Genomic DNA, 15,522 nt, shown 5'->3' with positions numbered 1-15,522 from the left:
GCGGCTTCAGCCGCGATCCGGAGCCGCCGGTCGGGCTTGCAAGCGATCGCGGCTGAAGCCGCTCCTACAGCTCGTGGCTACCCGCGGTTGCGCGCAGCTTGGCATCCAGCTGCGCCAGCCGCTGCGGCGTGCCGACATCGGTCCAGTGGCCGCGGTGGTGTTCGCCGCTGACCGCGCCACCGGCCATGGCCGCGCGCAGCAACGGGGCCAGCCCGAACCGCGGCGGCACCGCTGCGGCGCCTGGCGTGTCGCCGATGATCTCGCGCCACCGCTGCAACAACGAGGGCCGGTACACGCCGATCCCGGCGAAGGTCAGTCGGTGGTCGCCGGGGGTGTCGTGGACTGCGCCATCGGCTGCCAGCACGAAGTCGCCGCCGGGGTGATGCGCCGGATTGTCCACCAGCACCAGGTGCGCCTGGCCGGCCGGCTCATCGGGCAATCGGGCGAACGGATAGTCGGTCCAGATATCGCCGTTGACCGCAATGAATGGCGCCTCGCCCAGCAGCGGCAGCGCATTGAGCATGCCGCCGCCGGTCTCCAGCGGGGCCGGGCCTTCATACGAATACTGCAGGCGCAGGCCCCAGCGTTCTCCGTCGCCCAGGATTTGCGGGAACCGGTCGGCCAGCCAGCTGGTGTTGATCACCGCCTCGCGCACGCCTATCGCCGCGAGCTTCTCCAGGTGCCACACGATCAGCGGTTTGCCGCCAGCTTCCAGCAGCGGCTTGGGCGTGCGCTCGGTCAGCGGCCGCATGCGTTCGCCGAGGCCGGCGGCGAGGATCAGCGCCTTCATGCGTCGGCAGCCAGTGCGGGCCGCACGTGGCGATCGATCAGTTCGGCCAGCGCTGCGAGCTCGGGATAACGCGGCAGCACCGCATCGAGGTAGCCGATGAAGCGCGGCACGTCGGCGAGGTACTTCGGCTTGGCGTCCCGGTGCCGGAGCCTGGCGAAGATGCCGATGATCTTCAGGTGCCGCTGCACGCCCATCAGGTCGGCATCGCGGCGGAACCGCGCGAGCTCCGGCACCGGCAGCCCGGCCTCGGAAGCGCGCGCGTGGTAGCGAGCCAGCCACGCCGCGACGCGCGGCTCCGGCCAGCTCAGGAAGGCGTCTTTGAACAGGCTGATCGGGTCGTAGGCGATCGGCCCGCGCACCGCGTCCTGGAAATCCAGGACCGCCGGACCAGCGGCGGCCGGCATCAGGTTGCGCGGCATGAAGTCGCGATGCACCAGCACCCGCGGTTGTGCCAGCGCGGCGTCGATCAGGTGGCGGTAGACGCGCTCGAGTGTTTGCCGGTCGGCCGGATCCAGCGTCAACCCCAGATGGTGGCCGAGATACCACTGGTCGAACAGGTGCAGTTCGCGCGCCAGCAGCGCCTCGTCGTATGACGGCAGGTCGGCCGGGCAGGCGATCGCCTGCAGCTTCAGCAACTGACTGACCGCATCGTCGAGCAGTGCATCGGCGTTGTCGGTGTCGATCACGTGCAGGTAGGTCTCGGCGCCGAGGTCCTCGAGCAGCAGGAAACCGGCATCGACATCCTGCGCCAGCACCCGCGGCACGCGTACGCCGCCACGTTCGAGCACCTCGCGGATACGCAGCCAAGGCCGCACGTCTTCCCGGTCGGGCGGGGAATCCATCACGATCACGCTGGCCGCAGTCGGGCTGCCGTCGTTGGAGGCACCACGCCAGTAGCTGCGGAAACCGGCGTCCATCGAGGCGCGGTGGAGCTGCAGGGAGGTCGCGCCGCTTGCCCGGCGCGCCCACTCCAGGCGGGCGGTCGCGCGGTCGGCGTGGTCGGCGGCAGGCAGTGTCATGCGGTCTCCGGGCGGCGTGGGCCGCAGGCGCACAGGGTAGCCGGCCCGGTGCGCGGGGTGAATGCTCCCGGCCCGAATTCTTCAGCGGCTCCCGGCGAATCCTTGGTGGCCCTGGAGTGGCGACGGCGGTTGATCTGCATTCGCGGCAACAGCAGGAGAGGCCACTCACCGTCAGATGCATCGAGTGTTCTTTTCGCCCGCGATGATCGGCAAGAGCGGGGGTGGCAGCAGCGGCCCGCCGCGCCCGGCATAATCGCCCGATGACAGACAAGACACCATTGCTTATCGATACCGATCCGGGCGTCGACGACGCCCTGGCCCTGCTGATGGCGTTCAACGACCCGCGCCACCGGGTTGTGGGCCTCACCATCGCGGCCGGCAATGTCGGTCTGCGGCACACCGTCGCCAATGCCTTGAAGCTGTGCGAGGTGGCCGGCGCCGACGTGCCCGTGTTCGCCGGCTGCGAGGCACCGCTACTGCATCCGGCACGCGATGCCGCCAACGTTCATGGGCAGGATGGCTTCGGCGACGTCGGCTACGCGCCATGCCCGCGCACCGCCGAGGCCGAGCATGCCGCGCTCGCGATCCTGCGGCTGTCGCACCAGCACGCCGGCAGGCTGCTGCTGGTCGCGCTGGGCCCGCTGACCAATGTCGCGCTCGCGCTCAAGCTCGATCCGAGCCTCCCGCAGCGGATTGCGCGGCTGGTGATCATGGGCGGTGCGGTCAGCGCGCACGGCAATATCACCGCGGCGGCGGAGTTCAACATCGCGTTCGATCCGGAAGCCGCGCACCTGGTGTTCAGCGCGTTTGAGCACTTCGATCTGGCCGATTGGGAGGCCACGATCGCCCACGGCCTGCCGCACGATGAGGTCGTGCGCTGGCTGCAGGCCGATTCGCCACGGGCGCGCTTCTACGAGGCGATCTCGCGCCAGACCCGCGAATGGTCGGCCGACCGCCGCGGCGACCGCTGGCACTCGGCCGACGCGCTGGCGATGGCGTACGCGCTGGAGCCCGACGGCGCCCTGGAGCGGCTCGAACGCCCGGTGGCGGTCGAGCTGGACGGCCGTCGTACCCGCGGCGTCACGGTGGTCGACTGGCTGCGGCAGGAAGGCGGCCCCGACAATGCTTCCCTGCTGATGCGCTACGACCAGGCCCGTTTCGAGGCATTGGTGCGCGCGGCCCTGGCGGCCGGTTGAACTTCGGCCTTGCTCGGTCGAAAAGGCGAGGCTATACTGCCCGGCTTCCTCTGAATGAATTGGTGAGTGCCATGAAGGCCGGCATCCATCCTGAATACCGTGACGTCGTGTTCCAGGACGTGACCACGGATTTCCAGATCCTGACCCGCTCGACCCTTGGCAGCAAGGAGACGGTCAAGCTGGACGATGGCAACGAGTACCCGCTGATCAAGGTCGACATCTCGTCGGCCTCGCACCCGTTCTACACGGGCAAGCACAAGGTCATGGACATTGGCGGCCGCGTGGACAAGTTCCGCAAGCGCTACGCCAAGTAACAACGGATTGGCCCGCGCGCAACGCGTGCGGCTTTGCCGAACCGTCATCCCGAGTGCAGTGAGGGATCTGCTTCACGCCGCCAGGGCTGCAGCAGGCTCCTCACACAAGCTGGTCGATAAGCTGGTCAGCAAGCTGCTCCAGCGGTTCGGAATGACAGCGCTATCGACGGCCACCACACGGTGGCCGTTGCCGTTTCTGGACCTTCCGTCCGCGCGGCCATTCCGCGTCGACATTCCGCCTCGACCATGCGGCCGCGCATCCTTGTGCGATAATTGCCGATCGCGGCGAGCCGCGATTCCTGTCCCCCTCCGTGCCACGGCCTGCCGTCCCGCACGTCGACACATGAGGAGTTTGCTCCGTGTCCGATTCGTCCAATTCCGGCCCGAACCAGTCGTCCCTGAACCAGGTCACCCTCTCCGCCGGCGACAAGAGCGTGGTACTGCCCGTGCAGCATCCCACCCTGGGCGCGCCGTGCATCGACATCGCCAGGCTGCCGAAGGAAACCGGCTGCTTCACCTACGACTCCGGCTTCACCGCCACTGCAAGTTGCAAATCGGCCATCACCTACATCGATGGCGAAGAAGGCGTGCTGCTGTATCGCGGCTACCCGATCGAGCAACTGGCCGAGCATTCGAGCTTCCTCGAAGTGGCGTACCTGCTGATGAACGGCGAGCTGCCCAAGGCCGACGAGTTCTCCCGGTTCGAGCACGAAGTCACGCATCACACGATGATGCACGAGGCCTTCAAGAGCTTCCTGGGCGGCTTCCGCCATGACGCGCATCCCATGGCGATGCTGGTCGGCATGCTCGGCTCGATGGCGAGCTTCTACCACAACGAACTCGACCTGGATGATCCCGAACAGCGCCGGTTGGCCGCCATCCGCCTGATCGCCAAGGTGCCGACGATCGCCGCCGCCTGCTACCGCCACTCAATCGGCTGGCCGCTGCGCTACCCGCGCAACAACCTCGACTACACCACGCGCTTCCTGCACATGATGTACGAGGTGCCGAGCGAGCCGCTGGAACTCGATCCGGTCGCGGCCAAGGCGATGGACCTGTTGTTCATCCTGCACGCCGATCACGAGCAGAACGCCTCGACCTCGACCGTGCGCCTGGTCGGTTCGACCGGGGCCAACCCCTACGTCAGCGTGGCCTCCGGTGTCGCGGCGCTGTGGGGGCCGGCCCACGGCGGTGCCAACGAGGCGGTGCTGAAGATGCTCGAGGAGATCGGCCGCCCCGAGAACGTGCAGTCGGCGATCGACCGCGCCAAGGACAAGGAGTCGGGCTTCCGGCTGATGGGCTTTGGCCATCGCGTCTACAAGAACTACGATCCGCGCGCGGCACTGGTGCGCAAGATGGCCCATGAGGTGCTCGGCCAGCTCGGCGTCAACGATCCGCTGCTGGACGTGGCGATGAAGCTGGAAGAGGCGGCGCTGAAGGACGAGTACTTCGTGCAGCGCAAGCTGTACCCGAACGTCGACTTCTACTCGGGCATCATCTACAAGGCCCTGGGCATTCCGGTGGAGATGTTCACCGTGATGTTCGCCATCGCGCGCACCGCCGGCTGGGTGGCGCATTGGCTGGAGCAGCAGGAAGACCCGGAAAACAAGATCGGCCGCCCGCGGCAGATCTATACCGGCGCGGCCAACCGCGACTACGTCGGCATGGGCCAGCGCTGAGCCTGGCCAAAGCCCGGTAAGAAACGAGACGCCCCGCGAAAGCGGGGCGTTTTCTTTTGCGCGAAGCGCAGCCGAGCAAGCTCGGCTCTACGGCTGCGTCGAGCGGAACTTGCAGATCCTTCGCGGCGCCCGGGATGACATGCTTTTCCCGAGTCCCGAGTCCCGAGTCCCGCAGCAGCAAACGTCCGGCCGCTCGCTCAGCCCGAATCGCCCCGCGCGTAGCCCTCGATTTCCTCCTCCGTCAGCAACTGCCGCAGTTGCGCGGCCGAAGCGCGCTTCATCGGCTTCTCGTCCACGCCCGATAACGGCGCCTGGCGCAACACGTTGAGCGGCATCACGGTGATGTCGAAGGGCAGTTCCTCGGCACTGAACAGCCATACCGGGAAATCGTCGCTGCGCTCGCGGTCCAGCCGCACCCGCCGGCTGCGCGCTTCGACCGGGATGCCGTGCTGGTCGAGAAAGCGCGGGGCGGCGTCGGCATCGTCGGCGTGGAGGTGCAGCGCGACCGGGCTGCGCGCGTCCGCGGTGCCGTCGAGCACCGGGCCGACCAGGCGCGGCTCAAACGGCGCGAAGAATTCCAGTGCCCGCAGCGCCACCTCGCGCCGGTGCCGCAACTGGCCGGGGTTGTCGCGCTGGAACAGGCGCTGGTACTCGCGCAGCGCCGCCTCGATCTCGCTGTTGCGCGGCAACGACGCATCGTCGGAAATGCCGAGCCGCTCGGCCGCCTTGAGCTTGGCCTGGTGGTAATCGCGCAGGCCGCCTTCGGCCATCAGCCGCGCCGCCTCGATGGCCAGGCGGTGGCGACGTTCGCGGGTGCGGGTTTGCGCATGTTGCTGCGCGTGATGTCGGGCGTGCGCCATGGTGACGACCTCCGCGGCAGACGTGGCGAGGGCCGATGCCGCCCGCGGCCGGCCTGCGGGCCGGCACCTGCAAGCTAGCACGCAGATGCCGCACCCCGCGTCAGAAGATGTCGAACGACTCCTCAGCCGGGATCTCGTCCATGCCGTAGTCGGCGAAGCTCTGCATGCGGTCGAGGTCCTCGACCTTGATCCACTCCTGCACGCCGCCGGTGCCTTCGGGCATCAGGCTGCCGTTGGGCGCGACCGACACCCGGACCATGCCGTCGGGCGGTTCGTTCTGCGCCAGCGGCCGATCCTCCAGCGCCACCCGCATGTAGTTGATCCAGATCGGCAGCGCCGCTTTGCCGCCGTACTCGCGGTAGCCCAGCGACTGGAAATCGTCGCGACCGACCCAGACGGTGGTGACCAGGTTTCCACCGATGCCGGAGAACCAGGCGTCGCGGTGGTCATTGGTCGAGCCGGTCTTGCCGCCGATATCCTCGCGCTCCAGGACCTTGGCGGCGACGCCCGTACCGCGCTGCACCACGTCGCGCAACATCGAAACCATCTGGTAGGCGATGCGGGCATCGATCGCCCGCGGCGCCACCACCAGGTCGCTGGTGTCCAACGGCTCGGTCTCGGCGTCGAGTCGGTCTTCGTCTTCGCTGCTCGGTGCCGGAGCGGGCGTGGCCACCGGCCCCAGGTTGAAGCCATCGACCACGGCCGAGGAGGTGCGGGCCTGCGCAGCGCCGGTGCGTCCGCAAGCCGGGCAAGCGGTGGCCGGGGTTTCCTTGAACACCACCGCGCCGTTGCGGTCCTTGATCTGGTCGATGACCCACGGAGTCACCCGGAAGCCGCCGTTGGCGAACACCGCGTAGCCGCGCGCGACCGAAAGTGGCGTCAGCGAAGCGGTGCCCAGCGACATCGAGAGGTTGGGCGGCAGCTGCGCCTCGTCGAATCCGAAGTGGCTGATGTACTTGCGCGCGTAGTCCACGCCGATCGCATCGAGCAGGCGCACCGACACCAGGTTGCGCGACTGCACGATCGCCTCGCGCACCCGCATCGGCCCGGCGAAGTTGCCGCTGTCGTTCTGCGGTCGCCATTCCTTGCCGTTGCGCTGCCTGAACACCACCGGCGCGTCGAGCACGATCGAAGCCGGATTGAAGCCGCGCTCGAACGCCGCCGCATACAGGAACGGCTTGAAGCTGGATCCCGGCTGGCGGCGCGCCTGGGTGGCGCGGTTGAACTTGGTCCCGGCAAAACTGAAGCCGCCCGACAGGGCGCGCAATGCGCCATCGTGCGGTTCCAGCGACACCAGCGCGGCCTGCGCCCGTGGCATCTGGTCGAGCGTGTACTGCAGCTCGATGGTCGGCGGCCGGGCCGCGGCGCCGTCATCGGCATCCGCACCGTCCGCCCCGGGCACGGTCTCGTCGCCGTCGTCGGCTTCGGCGACGACCTGCCGCACGCGCACCTGATCGCCACGTTCGAGCAGCCCCGCCGGGTCTTTCCCGGCCCAACTGCTCTCCGCATCCAGGGTGATCTGGCTGCCGTTGCGCAACACCAGCTCGGCGGTGCCCTCGCCGGTGGCGAGCACGATCGCCGGAACCAGGTCCGCCAGCGGCGGGATGCCGCGCAAGCGGGCGCTGACGGCCTGCGCATCCTCGTCGGGCGCCAACTCGAAGGTCTGTTCGACGCCGTGCCAGCCGTGGCGCCGATCGTAAATCGACAGCCCCTCGCGCATCGCGTCATCGGCGGCGTGCTGCAGCTTTGGGTCGATCGTGGTGGTGACGTGGTAGCCCTGGGTCAGCGCCTCGGCGCCGAAGCGGGCCACCATCTCCTGGCGCACCATCTCCGCGACATAGGGCGCAGGGGTCTGCACCGGCGGCTCGTGGGCGCTGGCGTGCATCGGCACGGCCTGGCCCCGCCCGGCGTCCGCGGCGCTGATGTACCCCAGCTCCGCCATGCGGTGCAGGATGTAGTCGCGTCGCAGCTTGGCGCGCTCGGGATTGCTGAGCGGATTGCCGCTGGACGGAAACTTGGGGATGCCGGCGAGCGAGGCCATCTCGTCCAGGGCGAGTTCGTGCAGCTTCTTGCCGTAGTAGAACTCGGCGGCCGCGGCCACGCCGTAGGCGCGATTCCCGAAGAAGCTCTTGTTGAGGTACAGCTCGAAGATCTCGTCCTTGCTGAGCTCGCGCTCCATCTGCATGGCCAGGAACATCTCGCGCAGCTTGCGCATGTAGCTGTATTCGGAGTCCAGGAAGAACTGCCGGGCCACCTGCTGGGTGATCGTCGAGCCGCCCGGCACGCGGTTGTCATTGGTGGTCGCCAGCAGCCAGATCGCGCGGGCGATGCCCCTGTAGTCCAGGCCGCCGTGCTCGTAGAAACGGGCGTCCTCGATCGCGATGAACGCCTGCTTCTGCAGCTCCGGCACGGCATCGATGACGATCGGATAACGCCGGTTCTCGCCGAACTGCGCCATCAGGCTGCCGTCGCGCGCGTAGACGTACATCGGCTCCTGCATTTCCACCGTACGCAGGCTCTCCACGTCGGGCAGCTTGGGTACGATCAGGAAATACAGCGTGCCCAGCGCGAACGCGCCAAGTACGGCCATTCCGGCGAACGCGTACAGCGCCCAGCGAAGCAAACCACGGAAGCGGGGGGACATCAGTGTTCGAAATCCGATTGCGGGTGATGATGACGTGGAGTATAGAGGAGCGGCGCGAGCCGACTTTGGGGACGGCGTCTCGTGGGGGCACAGTCGTTCAGGCGAATCGCATCGGTCGGCAAATCATGAACGAAATGGTTGCCAGCCTTGGAAAAGTCCGTTATTTAAGACGGGGCTGCACAAAGTACGCGTAAGCGTCTGTGGCAAGGGGAGAAAAACAGTGGGTGTCATCACAAAAAGCCAGCCGGCCATGGTCGGTGTGGATATCAGCTCGACTGCCGTCAAGCTGCTGCAGCTCTCGCGGGCGGGCAACCGCTTCAGGGTCGAGCACTACGCGGTCGAGCCATTGCCACCCAATGCGGTCGTCGAGAAGAACATCGTCGAGCCCGAAGCGGTGGGCGAGGCGATCAAGCGCGCCGTGACCCGCTCCGGCAGCCGTGCCAAATATGCGGCCGCGGCCGTCGCCGGTTCGGCGGTGATCACCAAGGTCATCCCGATGCCGGCCGATCTGGACGACGACGACCTGGAGTCGCAGATCGAGCTGGAGGCGGTGAATTACGTGCCGTATCCGATCGAGGAAGTGAACCTCGACTTCGAGGTGCTCGGGCCGATGCCCAACAGTGCCGAGTCGGTGCAGGTCCTGCTGGCGGCCTCGCGCGCCGAGAACGTCGAGGTCCGAGCCTCGGCGCTGGAGCTCGGGGGATTGATCCCGAGGGTGATGGACGTGGAGGCGTTCGCGATCGAGAACGCATTCGCGCTGCTCGCCGACCAGCTCAACGTGACGCCCGATGGCGTCGTAGCGCTGATCGATTCGGGCGCCACCATGACCACGCTGAACGTGCTGCGCAACGGTCGCAGCCTGTACAGCCGCGAACAGGTTTTCGGCGGCAAGCAGCTCACCGACGAGGTGATGCGCCGCTATGGCTTGAGCTACGAGGAGGCCGGCCTTGCCAAGCGTCAGGGCGGGTTGCCGGAGAGTTACGAAGCCGAAGTGCTGGAGCCGTTCAAGGAAGCCATGGTCCAGCAGGTCAGCCGCCTGTTGCAGTTCTTCTACGCCGGCAGCGAGTTCAACCGCGTCGACCAGATCGTGATCGCCGGCGGCTGCGCCGCGATCCCGGGCATCGCGCAGATGATCGAGGAGCAGCTGGGCGTGCCGACTATGGTGGCCAACCCGCTGGCGCACATGACGCTCGGCCCACGCGTCCAGGCCCATGCACTGGCCCAGGACGCACCGGCCCTGCTCATTGCGTGCGGCCTCGCCCTGAGGAGCTTCGACTGATGGCAAGGATCAACCTGCTTCCCTGGCGCGCCGAGCGACGCAAGCAGCGCCAGAAGGACTTCGCCAAGATGCTCGGGCTGTCGCTGGTCGCTGCGATCGCGCTGGCTTTCCTGATCATCAGCTACCACAACGGCCAGATCGAAGGCCAGAACGAGCGCAACGCATTCCTGCAGGCGGAGATTGCCGAGGTCGACAAGGCGATCGCCGAGATCGACGAGCTCGATCGGCAGAAGTCGCGGCTGCTGGCGCGCAAGGAAGTCATCGAGCAGCTGCAGGCCAACCGTTCGCAGATGGTCCATCTGTTCGATTCGCTGGTGCGGACCATTCCCGACGGGGCGGTGCTGACATCGATCAGGCAGGACGACCAGATCCTGACGCTGAACGGCCGCGCCCAGTCCAACGCGCGTGTCAGTACCTACATGCGCAACCTGGAGGGTTCGGGCTGGCTGACCAGCCCGGAGCTGGCGATCATCGAAGCGGCCGGCCAGGACAAGGGCCTGCCCTACCGATTCACGCTGCAGGTCAAGCTGGCCAACCCGAACGCGCCGGTCGACAGAGACGGTGACGGCATTCCCGACGAGCCGGACGCGATGCCCGAGGGCGCAACCCCCGAGCCCGGGACCGACCCTGCGACCCAGAGCGCCATCGGCGCCGGGGCCACCGCGGCGCCGGGGGATGCAGCCCCAGCGGCCGTGCCGGCAGCGGCCGCGCCGGCCCCGGTCCTCGCTACAGGAGCAGCGTCGTGAGCCAGAAAAAGATCTCCCTGCGGGAACTGGACTTCAACAACATCGGCGGCTGGCCGCAGCGGGCCAAGATCGGCTTCTGCGTCATCCTCGGGCTGGTGATCATCGGCCTGGCCTGGTGGCTGTTCGTAAGCGACAAGCGCGAGCAGCTGGCGGGACTGGAGCGCCAGGAGGCCGAACTGCGCGCCGAGTTCGAAACCAAGCAGGGCCGCGCTGCCAACCTGGAGCCGCTCAAGCAGCAACTCGCGCAGATGGAGCAGCAGCTGCAGCAGATGCTGCGGCAGTTGCCCAGCAAGACCGAGATGCCCGACCTGATCGTCGACATCTCGCAGACCGCACTGGCCACCGGCATCAGCAACGAGCTGTTCCAGCCCGGTCCGGAGGAACCCAAGGAGTTCTACGCCGAGAAGCCGATCTCGCTGCGGATGGTGGGCAGCTACCACCAGTTCGGCAGTTTCGTCAGCGGCGTCGCGTCGCTGCCGCGGGTGGTGATCATGACCATGCATGACATCTCGCTGCAGCCCCGGGGCGGCGGGGACACGCCGATCACCGCCAACAGCTCGCTGGAACTCGCCGGTACGGTAAAGACCTATCGTTATCTGGACGAAGAGGAAATGGACCTGCAGGAAGGCGCGGACGCCGGAAAGGGGGGAGCCTGAGATGCATGACATGACTTTGCGTCGCGGTCCGCTAGTGGTGCGCCTGATGTTGGCCGCGACGCTGCTGGCCGCGCTGGCCGGCTGCTCACGGAGCATCAGCAGCACGCCCGGTGACGCGCCCAACCTCGAAAAATGGACCGCCGAGACCAAGGCGCGTCCGGCACCGCCACTGGATCCGCTGCCGGTGATGCAGCAGTTCGAAACCTTCGAATACGCCGCGCACGCCCTTCGCGACCCGTTCAGCCGCGCCTTCACCGACCGGGGCAACGGCAGCGGGCCGCGTCCCGACGCGGGCCGGCGCAAGCAGACGCTGGAGCAGTTTCCGCTCGACAGCCTGGACATGGTCGGCACGCTGGGACGTGGCGCCGGCACGGTGGCGCTGGTGATGGCGCCCGACCGGGTGACTTACCGGGTGCGACCCGGTGCGTACATGGGTCAGAGCGACGGCCGCGTGACTGCCGTGGCCGAAGACCGCATCGAGTTGGTGGAACTGGTGCCGGACGGCGCGGGTGGCTGGCTGGAACGTCCGGCCACCGTCGCGTTAGAAGATCAATGAATTGGGGGATAGCACGATGACCGTATTCAACGCTACACGTACGCGGCCCGCCGGGCGCCCCTTGCTCCTGTCAAGCCCGCTCCTGCGCATCGCAGGGCTGGGGCTGGCGGTCGGCACCCTGGCGGCCTTCAGCGCCGTGCACGCCGCCGCGCCCGGCCCGCAGGCCGTGACATCGGGCACCTTCGTGCCGGTCTTGATCGCTCAGGCGGCACCGGCGTCCAGCTTCGATCCGGCCAAGCAACTGCCGGGCGCGATCTCGATATCGAAGATCGACTTCAAGCGCGGCGATGACGGTGCCGGCCGGCTGATCATCAACTTCACCGGCGAGGGCGCTGCTCCCGACCTGCGCACGCGGGGCTCGCGGGTGACCATCGACGTCGGCAACGCGGCGCTGCCCGAAAGCCTGCAGCGCCCGCTGAACGTGGCTGACTTCGCGACTCCGGTGCAGCGCATCGACGCCCGTCCCGCCGGGACCGGCACGCAGCTGGTGCTCGATACCCGCGGCGAGTTCGAATCCATGGCCTACCAGACCGGCAACGAGTACATCGTGGAGATCGTGCCGCGCGCCAGCACCGCCACCGCGGCGCGCTCGGACGAAGGCGCCGAGGCAGACATCGCCGCGAGCGGCGACACCCCGGGTGAGCGCGCCTACAGCGGCCGTCCGGTCACGTTCAACTTCCAGGACGTGCCGGTGCGCACGGTGCTGCAGCTGATCGCGGAGGAGTCCAACCTCAACGTGGTGGCCTCCGATACGGTGACGGGCAACGTCACTCTGCGGCTGATCAACGTGCCGTGGGACCAGGCGCTGGACATCGTGCTGCGGGCCAAGGGGCTCGACAAGCGCCGCAGCGGCAATGTCGTCTGGATCGCGCCGCAGACCGAAATCGCCCAGTTCGAACAGGCCCGGGAAGACGCGCGCATTGCATTGGACAACCGCGTCGACCTGGTCACCGAGTACGTGCAGATCAACTATCACAACGCCACCCAAATCTATGAAGCGCTGACCGAGGCCAAGGGCGTCGGCGGCAGCGGCGGTGGCGCCGGTGGCGGCGCGGGTGGCGGCAATGAAGGGGGAGGGTTCCTCTCGCCGCGCGGGCGACTGGTCGCCGACGAGCGCACCAACACGCTGATGATCAGCGACATCCCGAAGAAGATCGAGCAGATGAGGGAGCTCATCAGCGTGATCGACCGGCCGGTGGACCAGGTGATCATCGAGGCCCGCGTGGTGATCGCCACTGAGACCTTCTCGCGCGAACTCGGCGCCAAGTTCGGCATCAGCGGCGCCAGCGGTGATCCGGGCGACCGCAGTTCGATCGGCTTCGGCGGCGATACCAACGCTTCGGCGCAGAACGCGATCGATCGCGGCAACGCGGTCAACATCAACGACAATCCGCGTGGCCTGGACACCATCTCGCGTTCGCTGATGACCAACCTGCCGGTCGCCAACCCCGCCGGTGCGGTCGCGCTGTCGATCCTCAACGCCGGTTACCTGCTCGACGTCGAACTGTCGGCGATGCAGGAGCAGGGTCGCGGCGAAGTGATTTCCAACCCGCGCATCGTCACCAGCAACCAGCGTGAGGCGATCATCACCCAGGGCCAGGAGGTCGGATACGTCACGATCCGGCCGGCAACGGCGGGCAGCGTGCCGACGCCGACCGTGGAGTTCAAGGACGTGCTGCTGGAGATGAGGGTCACCCCGACGATCACCAACGACGGCCGGGTCTTCCTCAACCTGCTGGTCAACAAGGACGAGATCGAGGGTTTCATCAGCACCGGCATCGGCGACGTTCCGCAGATCAGCAAGCGCTCGGTCAACACCGCGGTGTTGGTCGAGGATGGCCAGACCGTGGTGATCGGCGGCGTTTATGAGTTCAGCACTCGCGACGACGTGACCAAGGTACCGTTCCTCGGCGACATCCCGTTCCTGGGCAACCTGTTCAAGAACAAGGGCAGCAGCAATCAGAAGGCCGAGCTGCTGATCATGGTGACGCCGAAGGTGCTGCGGGTCGCGCAACGCGACTGAGCCAGGCACCGCAGATGAGTGCAGCGGGGGCCTTCGGGCCCCCGTTGCGTTGGCGGCCGGTGCTATCGGTGCTGCCGGAGCCGGACGCTGAACGCCGCAGCGACACGGTTGAACGCAGCGCGACCAGATGGGTCAAAATCGACCGGACACCAACGCCGGGAAAGGAATGGACAGCGCGCCCGAAAGCCAAGCCACCGAAAACCCTTCTGGCGACATTGCCCGCCTGCACGACGCCTTTAGCGAGCTGCGCGATGCCCTGTCGGCCGAGATCGTCGGCCAGTCCGCGCTGATCGAACGCCTGCTGATCGCGCTGCTCGCCGATGGGCACCTGCTGGTGGAGGGCGCGCCGGGGCTGGCCAAGACCAGCGCGATCCGCGCGTTGGCGGCGCGCCTGGAGGCCGACTTCGCCCGGGTCCAGTTCACCCCCGACCTGCTGCCGGCCGACCTGACCGGCACCGAGGTCTGGCGCCCGCAGGACGGACGCTTCGAGTTCCAGCCCGGGCCGATCTTCCACCCGATCCTGCTGGCCGACGAGATCAACCGCGCGCCGGCCAAGGTGCAGTCGGCACTGCTGGAAGCCATGGGCGAGCGCCAGGTCACCGTTGGTCGCGCCACCTACCCGTTGACGCCGCTGTTCCTGGTGATGGCAACGCAGAACCCGATCGAGCAGGAGGGCACGTTTCCGTTGCCCGAAGCGCAGCTCGACCGTTTCCTGATGCACGTGCGCATCGGCTACCCGGAGGCCGACGCAGAAGCCGAGATCCTGCGCTTGGCGCGCGAACGCGCCCGCGATGCGATGCAGCCGAGCCCGGCAAATGTCCACCGGATGCCGGTGGAGGACGTGTTCGCGGCACGCGCGGCCGTGCTGGCGCTGCATGTCGCGCCGGCAGTGGAGCGTTACCTGATCGAGCTGGTGCTGGCCTCGCGCGACGCGTCCCGCTACGACCCCGAGCTGGCCCGGCGCATCGCTTGGGGCGCCAGCCCGCGCGGCTCGATCGCGCTGGAGCGCTGCGCACGCGCGCATGCCTGGCTCGGCGGTCGCGATTTCGTGACCCCGGACGACGTGCGTGCGATCGCCCCCGAGGTGCTGCGCCACCGCATCCTGCCCAGCTACGAGGCGACGGCGGAAGGCTGGGACGGCGACCGGCTGGTGACCGAGCTGCTGGCCAAGGTGCCGCTGCCGTGAGCCACCATGATGATCAGGGCCGCGCGCCCGGGTGTGTCACCCGATCGCGTAGAGCCGAGCTTGCTCGGCTGCGACACCCGGTCAGCCGGATTGCTTCGGCTGCGACGCCGGGGCAGCCGAGCAAGCTCGGCTCTACAGCCGCTCCTACACGCACCGGGTAGCCGCGATGACCGACGGTGTTACTCCGACCCTGTCCGAGCTCGTCGGCCTGCGCGCGCTGGCCAGCGGCCGCCGCAGCGCCCGGCTCGGCCGCCATGGCGTGAGCGGGCATGCGCTGTCGCCCTTGCGCGGGCGCGGCATGGAATACGCCGAATCCCGCGAATACGTCGCCGGCGACGATGCCCGGCACATCGACTGGCGCCTGACCGCGCGCACCGGCCAGGCTCACACCAAGCTGTTCCAGGCCGAACGCGAGCGCCTGACGCTGATCGTCGCCGACACCGCGCCGGCGCTGTACTTCGGCACCCGGGTGCGCTTCAAATCGGTGCAGGCGGCCCGCGCGGGCGCGATCGCGGCCTGGGTCGCGGCGCGCGACGGCGACCGCATCGCCGCGTTGCGCGGCAGCCGGCGCGAG

14 protein-coding genes are annotated in these 15,522 nt (G+C 67.9%); 10 read left to right on the top strand and 4 right to left on the bottom strand.

All coding sequences use genetic code 11. From position 1 onward, the window contains the following. Positions 1 to 64: 64 nt before the first annotated feature. A complete protein-coding gene (murU, locus tag ACJQWM_RS12190; RefSeq protein WP_332703880.1) occupies positions 65 to 790 on the bottom strand; it encodes an N-acetylmuramate alpha-1-phosphate uridylyltransferase MurU in 726 nt (241 codons plus the stop codon). Further along, positions 787 to 1,809, bottom strand: coding sequence for an aminoglycoside phosphotransferase family protein (locus ACJQWM_RS12185; RefSeq protein ID WP_332703882.1), 1,023 nt, complete (start codon positions 1,807 to 1,809; stop codon positions 787 to 789). Before ACJQWM_RS12185 ends, murU begins: the two co-directional genes overlap by 4 nt. Positions 1,810 to 2,069: 260 nt before the next feature. On the opposite strand from ACJQWM_RS12185, the gene ACJQWM_RS12180 reads away from it, so the two are divergent. The 3 genes from ACJQWM_RS12180 (at position 2,070) to ACJQWM_RS12170 (ending at position 4,998) form a co-directional block, all read left to right on the top strand. Further along, on the top strand, positions 2,070 to 3,005 hold the full coding sequence (locus ACJQWM_RS12180) for a nucleoside hydrolase (RefSeq protein WP_332703884.1): 936 nt from the start codon (positions 2,070 to 2,072) through the stop codon (positions 3,003 to 3,005). Between the two features lie 71 nt (positions 3,006 to 3,076). After that, entirely contained in the window at positions 3,077 to 3,319 is a 243-nt protein-coding gene (locus ACJQWM_RS12175; protein ID WP_332703908.1) for a type B 50S ribosomal protein L31, read from the top strand. A gap of 359 nt (positions 3,320 to 3,678) precedes the next feature. Continuing rightward, positions 3,679 to 4,998, top strand: a complete 1,320-nt coding sequence (locus tag ACJQWM_RS12170; RefSeq protein WP_332703886.1) for a citrate synthase — start codon at positions 3,679 to 3,681, stop codon at positions 4,996 to 4,998. Positions 4,999 to 5,195: 197 nt separating this feature from the next. On the opposite strand, the gene ACJQWM_RS12165 is transcribed toward ACJQWM_RS12170, so the two are convergent. Together ACJQWM_RS12165 and ACJQWM_RS12160 are read right to left on the bottom strand one after the other, a co-directional pair. Beyond that, a complete protein-coding gene (locus ACJQWM_RS12165) occupies positions 5,196 to 5,858 on the bottom strand; it encodes a hypothetical protein (RefSeq protein ID WP_332703888.1) in 663 nt (220 codons plus the stop codon). Between the two features lie 100 nt (positions 5,859 to 5,958). Next, positions 5,959 to 8,502, bottom strand: coding sequence for a penicillin-binding protein 1A (locus tag ACJQWM_RS12160; RefSeq protein ID WP_332703890.1), 2,544 nt, complete (start codon positions 8,500 to 8,502; stop codon positions 5,959 to 5,961). 220 nt (positions 8,503 to 8,722) lie between these two features. Here ACJQWM_RS12160 and ACJQWM_RS12155 point away from each other — a divergent pair, with 220 nt between their 5' ends. From ACJQWM_RS12155 to ACJQWM_RS12125, 7 genes are all read left to right on the top strand, one after another. After that, positions 8,723 to 9,781 carry a pilus assembly protein PilM gene (locus ACJQWM_RS12155; protein ID WP_332703892.1) on the top strand — a complete coding sequence of 353 codons (1,059 nt, stop codon included), beginning with the start codon at positions 8,723 to 8,725 and terminating at the stop codon, positions 9,779 to 9,781. Further along, positions 9,781 to 10,527 carry a PilN domain-containing protein gene (locus ACJQWM_RS12150; RefSeq protein WP_332703894.1) on the top strand — a complete coding sequence of 249 codons (747 nt, stop codon included), beginning with the start codon at positions 9,781 to 9,783 and terminating at the stop codon, positions 10,525 to 10,527. The genes ACJQWM_RS12155 and ACJQWM_RS12150 overlap by 1 nt, the downstream gene beginning before the upstream one ends. Further along, positions 10,524 to 11,183: a type IV pilus inner membrane component PilO gene (locus tag ACJQWM_RS12145; RefSeq protein WP_411306863.1), complete on the top strand. Its 660-nt coding sequence runs from the start codon at positions 10,524 to 10,526 to the stop codon at positions 11,181 to 11,183. Before ACJQWM_RS12150 ends, ACJQWM_RS12145 begins: the two co-directional genes overlap by 4 nt. A 46-nt stretch (positions 11,184 to 11,229) precedes the next feature. After that, positions 11,230 to 11,739: a pilus assembly protein PilP gene (locus ACJQWM_RS12140; protein ID WP_411306866.1), complete on the top strand. Its 510-nt coding sequence runs from the start codon at positions 11,230 to 11,232 to the stop codon at positions 11,737 to 11,739. A gap of 16 nt (positions 11,740 to 11,755) precedes the next feature. After that, entirely contained in the window at positions 11,756 to 13,762 is a 2,007-nt protein-coding gene (locus tag ACJQWM_RS12135; protein WP_332703898.1) for a type IV pilus secretin PilQ, read from the top strand. Between the two features lie 166 nt (positions 13,763 to 13,928). Next, positions 13,929 to 14,948 carry an AAA family ATPase gene (locus ACJQWM_RS12130; protein WP_332703900.1) on the top strand — a complete coding sequence of 340 codons (1,020 nt, stop codon included), beginning with the start codon at positions 13,929 to 13,931 and terminating at the stop codon, positions 14,946 to 14,948. A 166-nt stretch (positions 14,949 to 15,114) separates the two neighbouring features. After that, positions 15,115 to 15,522, top strand: a 408-nt coding sequence (locus ACJQWM_RS12125; RefSeq protein ID WP_411306862.1) for a DUF58 domain-containing protein, incomplete at its 3' end; no start/stop codon positions are given.

It is taken from the genome of Novilysobacter longmucuonensis, assembly GCF_046600735.1.
GTDB lineage: Bacteria > Pseudomonadota > Gammaproteobacteria > Xanthomonadales > Xanthomonadaceae > Novilysobacter_A > Novilysobacter_A longmucuonensis.
Note: the sequence above shows the minus strand (reverse complement) of the source record. Positions and strands in the feature narration are given on the sequence as shown.

Coding starts and splice junctions, on each gene's coding strand:
- murU (WP_332703880.1), bottom strand. CDS start 790: ATGAAGGCGCTGATCCTCGCCGCCGGCCTCGGCGAACGCATGCGGCCG.
- ACJQWM_RS12185 (WP_332703882.1), bottom strand. CDS start 1,809: ATGACACTGCCTGCCGCCGACCACGCCGACCGCGCGACCGCCCGCCTG.
- ACJQWM_RS12180 (WP_332703884.1), top strand. CDS start 2,070: ATGACAGACAAGACACCATTGCTTATCGATACCGATCCGGGCGTCGAC.
- ACJQWM_RS12175 (WP_332703908.1), top strand. CDS start 3,077: ATGAAGGCCGGCATCCATCCTGAATACCGTGACGTCGTGTTCCAGGAC.
- ACJQWM_RS12165 (WP_332703888.1), bottom strand. CDS start 5,858: ATGGCGCACGCCCGACATCACGCGCAGCAACATGCGCAAACCCGCACC.
- ACJQWM_RS12160 (WP_332703890.1), bottom strand. CDS start 8,502: ATGTCCCCCCGCTTCCGTGGTTTGCTTCGCTGGGCGCTGTACGCGTTC.
- ACJQWM_RS12150 (WP_332703894.1), top strand. CDS start 9,781: ATGGCAAGGATCAACCTGCTTCCCTGGCGCGCCGAGCGACGCAAGCAG.
- ACJQWM_RS12140 (WP_411306866.1), top strand. CDS start 11,230: ATGTTGGCCGCGACGCTGCTGGCCGCGCTGGCCGGCTGCTCACGGAGC.
- ACJQWM_RS12135 (WP_332703898.1), top strand. CDS start 11,756: ATGACCGTATTCAACGCTACACGTACGCGGCCCGCCGGGCGCCCCTTG.
- ACJQWM_RS12130 (WP_332703900.1), top strand. CDS start 13,929: ATGGACAGCGCGCCCGAAAGCCAAGCCACCGAAAACCCTTCTGGCGAC.